Raw genomic sequence first — 5713 nt, 5'->3', positions numbered from 1 at the left:
TCGGTTCGGTCTTTTCCGCCGCCTCCTCCGCGCCGCCGAAACGCCGGTCGCGCTGGGCGTACTCCAGGCAGGCCCGCCACAGGTCACGGCGGTCGCGTCCCCGGGGATTGCCGGAGTCTTCTCGCAGGAGGCGGAGAACACCTCGACGCGGCTGACAGCGGCCACCAGCCAGGCCGTCGTGTTGCGGGCGTAGTTGGTCCGCGTGCAAACCTCGTCGCCGGTCTTGGCGGTATCGCCGGTGTCCTCCACGGTCATTGGCATGCCGTACGTGGTGTCGTACGTGGTCTTCTGCTTGACCGTGCGGGTGCCGGTGGAGGTCTTGGTGCGGGTTGTGGTCTCGTTGGCCTGGACGATCCAGGAGTCGGTGGTGCCCCAGCTGTAGGCGTGGCTGCCGGTCTTGTGGGACCAGGGGGCGTTGATAGTGCCGCTGACTTCTTCGGTGCCGTTGTACCAACCTGCGCTGGCACCGCGACCTGTTCAAACGACGCCACGCTGCGCACTGCGCACCCCGGCGGCGCGGACGACCACCCACCGTCCGATCGATCCGCGCCCTGGTCCTGCGCCTGGCCCGCGAGAACAGCTCCTGGGGGTATCGGCGCATCCACGGTGAACTCGCCACGCTGGGTGTCAAGGTCGCCGCTTCCACCGTCTGGGAGATCCTCCGCGAGCACGGCATGCCGCCTGCCCCCGAACGCGAGAGCACGACCTGGGCCGACTTCCTGCGCAGCCAGACGGACGCGCTGCTCGCCTGCGACTTCTTCGAGACCCGCACCCTGACCGGGGCGCGGGTGTACGTCTTCGCCGTCATCGAGCACGCCACCCGTAGGATCCGGATCCTGGGCGCGACCGCACACCCCACCGCGGACTGGGTGGTGCAGCTCGGACGCAACCTCGCCATGGACCTGGAGTACGCGGGCAGCAAGGCCAGGTTCTTGATCTGCGACCGGGACTCGAGGTTCACGCAGGCCTTCGACGCGGTGCTGGCCGATGCCGGGCTGGAGGTCGTCCTCAGCGGCATCCGGATGCCCCGGATGAACTCCATCATGGAACGGTGGATCCAGACCTGCTGGCGCGAGCTGCTGGACCACACCTTGATCTGGAACCAGTGTCACCTGCTCCACGCCCTACGCGAGTTCGAGTCCTTCTACAACAGGCATCGGCCTCACCGGGCCCTGGGCCAAGCCGCCCCGCTCCGCTCACTGCCCGAACCGATCACCGCACCAGGACAGATCACACACCCGAAGATCCGCCGACGAGATCGACTCGGCGGCACCCTCCACGAGTACCACCACGCCGCTTGACCAGAGCGGATGATTATTCGGCACCCGCAATGTCGGGGTCGGGAAGTAGAGGTCGGTCGCGTGGTGAGGGCATCCGCCGAACTATCTTGCGTCGGAGGCGTTTTGCAGCCCGAAAATCGTACTGGATCGCTGACCCGGAGCCATGTAATGCGCACCTCTCTTGGGGCGAGGGCTCAACGACCTTTACGAGCGCCCGCGATGGGAGGATCACCGTGCCACCACACCGTATGGAGGAGGGTCCGAGGTGCCGTCCACCGAGCTGAAACACACGTTCCGGATCGCAGCGCCGCCTGAGGAGGTCTTCGCGCACTTGGCCGAACCGTCGCATTACGTCGGCCTGTCGCCGCTCCTCGTCGCCGTCCGCGACGTGCGCCGCAGCGGCGGGACCGTGGACTACACGGCCGTGGAGCGCTTCCGGTTCCTCGGCGTCCTCCGGCAGGACAACATCATCGACGTCACGCTCGTCGCCGTCTCGGACGGTCTTCCGTAGTCCGCCGAGATATCCGGCGAGGTCCGCAGCCCCGGCCGGGTCCACATGAGCTACCGCTTCACCATCGACCACCATGAGGCCGGCTGCGTCGTCACCGACACGCTGCACCTGCGTACGCCCCCGGACCTGCCCCGCTTCGCCGCCTCCCAGGCGGGGGCGGTCCAGCAGGCCCGGGCCCGTGTTCTGACGGCCCGCCTGGCGCGGCCGGCTTGACGTCGTGCCCATCGGCGTGGGTGCCTGATGCAACCCGTGCGCTCGACGGCACCGGTCGGGTGGCGGACCTGACCGGGCACTCACCGGAGCAATCCGGGTTCCCACCTGCCTCGGGCAGGCCTGGCGCCCGCACAGGACCACGTCGAGTTTTCGACATGTCAAGAACGCGACACTTACGAGCCCCACACGCCGGGCCGTCGGAGGTTGGTGAGCCATTGCCCGACGGGTTTGTCGAGGGCGGTGGCGTGGCGGGGCGCGGCCAGGGTGCCGGCCTCCGCGTAGTAGGCGCGGGCGGCGGCGAGGTTCTCGGCGAACTGTGTGTCGGCGGTGTCCCAGATCATGCCGAGCTCTTCGAGCTCGTTGGCCCGGGTGCTGGACATGGTCCCGGCCCGGTAGGACCGCCTCTGGTCGGACAGCCAGGCGCCTTCCTGGTGTTCGTAGGGCACGTCCAGGGTGCGAATCTGAATGAGGATGTCACTGGTTCTGTGGTGGGTGTCACTGGGTGGCTGCGGGCGTCTGGTCTGGGGTGATGCGCTGTTGGTGACACGGGGATGAGTGTCCGCTGGTCGGTGTGGTGCATGGCTGCAGGCCCCTCCCTGCGGGGGAGGGGCCTGCCTCTGCCACGTGGTACCGCCGGGGTCAGCGGCGGTGGGCCGGGAGCACCTGCAGGGTGTCGCCGACCGTGCGCTCGCCCGTCGCGTCCGAGGGGACATTGACGAGCTTTCCGTCCACCGTCATCGCGGAGGAGCCGCCGCCGTCCAGGTTGAGCGCCTGCACCGCGCCGAGGGAGCGCATGAACGCCGCGGCCTCGGTCAGTGTGAAGCCCTCGCTGACGCCGGGCTGCCGGCCGTCCACGGTGGCCAGGATCAGCCGGCCCTGCTTGTCGATGCCGGCCATGGTGCGGGGCTGGCGCGCGTTGGACCAGGCGTAGCCGAAGGAGAGGTCCAGCGGGTCCAGGGTGCCCTCGGCGGCCGCGTCGACGTGGATTTGCCCGTCCTCCACCAGGGTCGGGGCGGCGCTGACGATGGTGTCGTCGGCGCCGAGTTCGACCTCGCGCCCGTCGGTGTCCCGGATGACCTCCTGCACCTTGATCTTCTTGCCGGGCTCGGCGTGGGCCGACAGCCAGTTGGCGGCCGCCCCGATGCCCTGGAGCACCGAGCCGCCGGACGGCACTGCGCCGCCGCGGGTGCCGACCGACACCACCCGGTCGGAGGCGTCCAGCACCACCTGGGTGCCGCCGCCGGTGGGCAGCCCGGCTCCGAACTGCGCGGTGAACTTCACCAGATCATCGGCGACCGTGCAGGTGAGGTCCTGACGGGGCAGTTCGGTGGGGGCCGCCCCGGGGCGGCCACAGTTCCGGATCTTGCCCGGCACCCGGTTGATCCCCTGCACCGCGTAGGTGGCGGAGCCCGCCCGCGCGGTGACCGTGGTGTCCAGGTCGGCAATGCGGGCGTGCCGGCCACCGTCCTTGATGATCAGCGCGGCACGGGTTCCGGCCGCCAACGACTGCAACTCGCCGCCGTAGGCGGCGACACCAGCCGAAGTGCCCTGCACCCCGTCGGCGTCGGAGGTGATGAAGAACCCGCCGTTGACGGCGAGCACGGAGCCGAGAGCGGCGGCCACCGAGGACGTCTTCTCCCGCTGTGCCACGTTGCCGTGGTGGGTGGCCTCGACCGAACCGGTGAAGCGTTGCGGGTCGATGACGGCGATGTGGACGTTCTCCCGGTCCGCCGGCTGCTCGGCGTCGTAGCCGGTCCAGTCCACCGTGGTCTGGAACCCGGCCGCGGTGAGCCCCGTGCGCGTGCTCGTGGCCGCGGCCTGGGTCGCGTACGAGCCCACCCGCACCCGCCAGCCCATCGTGCCGCGCGGAGTGTCCGCGTACGCCGCCCACTCCACACGGTCCTCGATCGGCGTGAAGCCGGCGGCGCGCAGCTGCCGCGCCGTGGTGTCGGCCCAGGACCGGTCGCCCACCGGGGCCCAGGTCGCGGCGCCGGTCAGCCGGTTGACGGCGCGCGCCTGGACGGTGATGGTCCAGGTCGGCGCTGCGTCCGTGTGCTGGAGGAGGCCAGTGCGCACCTGGACGCCCGGCGCGACGGTTTGCGTCGTCCACTGCTCCGTGGCGGGTGCGGCGACCGAAGTGGCCGCCGCGGGGGACACGGCCTGCGCCGCACCGGAGGCCGTCCAGGGGGTGACGGCGGCCAACGCGACGGCGGCGGCCAGCACCGCCCGGGTACGCACGCTGCGGCTCGGACGGGTACCGACTGCGTTGTCCATGAACCCTCATTCATTCGAAGCCCGGGACGGCCGCTGCTTGCATCGGCCGTCGTCTGCGGGGCAGCAGTCCAGCCGGGCCCGGCCACCGGTGGGGTACGCAGGGGAGGAGGAACTCTGACGGACGAGTGAACGATCGGTTCGCCGAAGGCTGCGGACGCCCCGTCATGGTGCCCTAACGGCACATGCCACGACGCCAGTCTCTTCATCCTGCATCCCGACGACGTGCCGGGAACGGCTCCGCACCCGGACCACGGGCGCCGCAACGGCTGCTGCGGACTCGACGGCCAGGGCCAACACGCCCTCCGCTGCCGCGCGCCCGTACGATGGCCGACGTGACCGTCCGCCGCCCTCTTGGCGCCGGCCCTCAGGTTCCCGCGCACAGCATCCGTGCCGCCCAGGCCGACCTGCTCGACGCTCTTCCCGGAGAGCGCCTGTCCGACCTCCACGAACTGCGAGCCCGAGGCGTCCTCGGTACGCGCCCGGCTGCGCCCCTGTCCCCGCGGCGGGCCCTGGGAACCGGTGGTCGCGCCGGATCGCGGCGTACAGCTCGACCTTCGACATCTGCGGCATGACCAGGGCCTTTCACCAGGAGCACTCCGATGCTGACCTGGCAAGTACCCCGGCGACGTGGAAACTCGTGAGCATCACCCGTCCGTGGTTCCGGGTGACTCTGGCACAGCTTTCGTGCAGCGGTAACTGAGCGTTACAAGGCGGCATGGCGGATGTCTGGGGGACCAGGGCCGGGTTTGATCCTCCTCCACGGACGTTACGGTGCTGATTCACGAAGCGAGGAGAGCTGGCGTGCCCAACAAACCGCGGTTGGAGGAAGCCCTCGATGTCCTGCGTGCCGAGCTGGCGGCTGGGCGATCGACGACGACCGAGTTGACCACTCGGGCTGTGTGGCTGGCCCTCATACGATTCGGGCGGCAGCGCTTTGACACAGCGGCAATACCCGACTCCGACGGCTTGCTCTTTCAGTACGGCACGTACGCCTTCAGTGGGCGACCGATGTTCACGGTGGACCTCACGCGACAGTTCGATATCAGCGATGTCGACGGCGAGCATGACCACTACGTGCAGGTCCACTGCGAACTGCGCTACGAGCCCGAACCCGCTCTGGACGCCCTGGGGCGCTTCAACTCGTGGTTCTTTCACGACACTGATGCGGACCTCGACCAGTGGTTCGTCACCATGGAGAGGCGTCTCGAACTGCTGCTTGAACGCGTGCCGTTTGAGATTGACGTGTACGAGGAGCCGGTTTAGGCGGTCCCCCGGCGGTGGGAGGTCGCGAGGTCTGTCACGCAAGCAGGACTCGCTTGCGTAGGAGGTCGAAGCCTGCACGGCCGAACATCTGGCGTTTGGTGTGTCCTGAACGTTGAGGGGAGTCGATGTAGGTCGAGTTCTTGATGCGGTGCTGCACGGATGATGAAGGTTT

6 protein-coding genes and 2 pseudogenes are annotated in these 5713 nt (G+C 69.2%); 5 read left to right on the top strand and 3 right to left on the bottom strand.

Features of this window, described 5'->3' with window-relative positions; translation table 11 throughout:
* Positions 1-94 (bottom strand): annotated as a pseudogene (locus ACFU6I_RS47635) (isoprenyl transferase); the annotation flags it as partial.
* 165 nt (positions 95-259) lie between these two features.
* On the opposite strand from ACFU6I_RS47635, the gene ACFU6I_RS47630 reads away from it, so the two are divergent.
* The 4 genes and pseudogenes from ACFU6I_RS47630 (at position 260) to ACFU6I_RS47615 (ending at position 2004) form a co-directional block, all read left to right on the top strand.
* Complete coding sequence (locus ACFU6I_RS47630) at positions 260-382, top strand: hypothetical protein (RefSeq protein ID WP_384380584.1); 123 nt, start codon at positions 260-262, stop codon at positions 380-382.
* A 67-nt stretch (positions 383-449) separates the two neighbouring features.
* Positions 450-1301: pseudogene (locus ACFU6I_RS47625) on the top strand (integrase core domain-containing protein); the annotation flags it as partial.
* Positions 1302-1545: 244 nt separating this feature from the next.
* Positions 1546-1791 carry an SRPBCC family protein gene (locus tag ACFU6I_RS47620; RefSeq protein ID WP_384380581.1) on the top strand — a complete coding sequence of 82 codons (246 nt, stop codon included), beginning with the start codon at positions 1546-1548 and terminating at the stop codon, positions 1789-1791.
* A gap of 45 nt (positions 1792-1836) precedes the next feature.
* Positions 1837-2004: a hypothetical protein gene (locus ACFU6I_RS47615; protein ID WP_384380578.1), complete on the top strand. Its 168-nt coding sequence runs from the start codon at positions 1837-1839 to the stop codon at positions 2002-2004.
* A gap of 173 nt (positions 2005-2177) precedes the next feature.
* On the opposite strand, the gene ACFU6I_RS47610 is transcribed toward ACFU6I_RS47615, so the two are convergent.
* Together ACFU6I_RS47610 and ACFU6I_RS47605 are read right to left on the bottom strand one after the other, a co-directional pair.
* The gene (locus tag ACFU6I_RS47610) at positions 2178-2450 is read right to left on the bottom strand and encodes a Helicase associated domain protein (protein ID WP_384380575.1); all 273 of its coding nucleotides are present in this window, start codon (positions 2448-2450) and stop codon (positions 2178-2180) included.
* A 193-nt stretch (positions 2451-2643) separates the two neighbouring features.
* Positions 2644-4278: a phosphodiester glycosidase family protein gene (locus ACFU6I_RS47605; protein ID WP_384380572.1), complete on the bottom strand. Its 1635-nt coding sequence runs from the start codon at positions 4276-4278 to the stop codon at positions 2644-2646.
* An 801-nt stretch (positions 4279-5079) separates the two neighbouring features.
* Here ACFU6I_RS47605 and ACFU6I_RS47600 point away from each other — a divergent pair.
* Positions 5080-5541: a hypothetical protein gene (locus ACFU6I_RS47600; protein ID WP_384380569.1), complete on the top strand. Its 462-nt coding sequence runs from the start codon at positions 5080-5082 to the stop codon at positions 5539-5541.
* Positions 5542-5713 lie beyond the last annotated feature (172 nt).

This window comes from Streptomyces sp. NPDC057486 (genome assembly GCF_042802415.1).
GTDB lineage: Bacteria > Actinomycetota > Actinomycetes > Streptomycetales > Streptomycetaceae > Streptomyces > Streptomyces yanii.
Note: the sequence above shows the minus strand (reverse complement) of the source record. Positions and strands in the feature narration are given on the sequence as shown.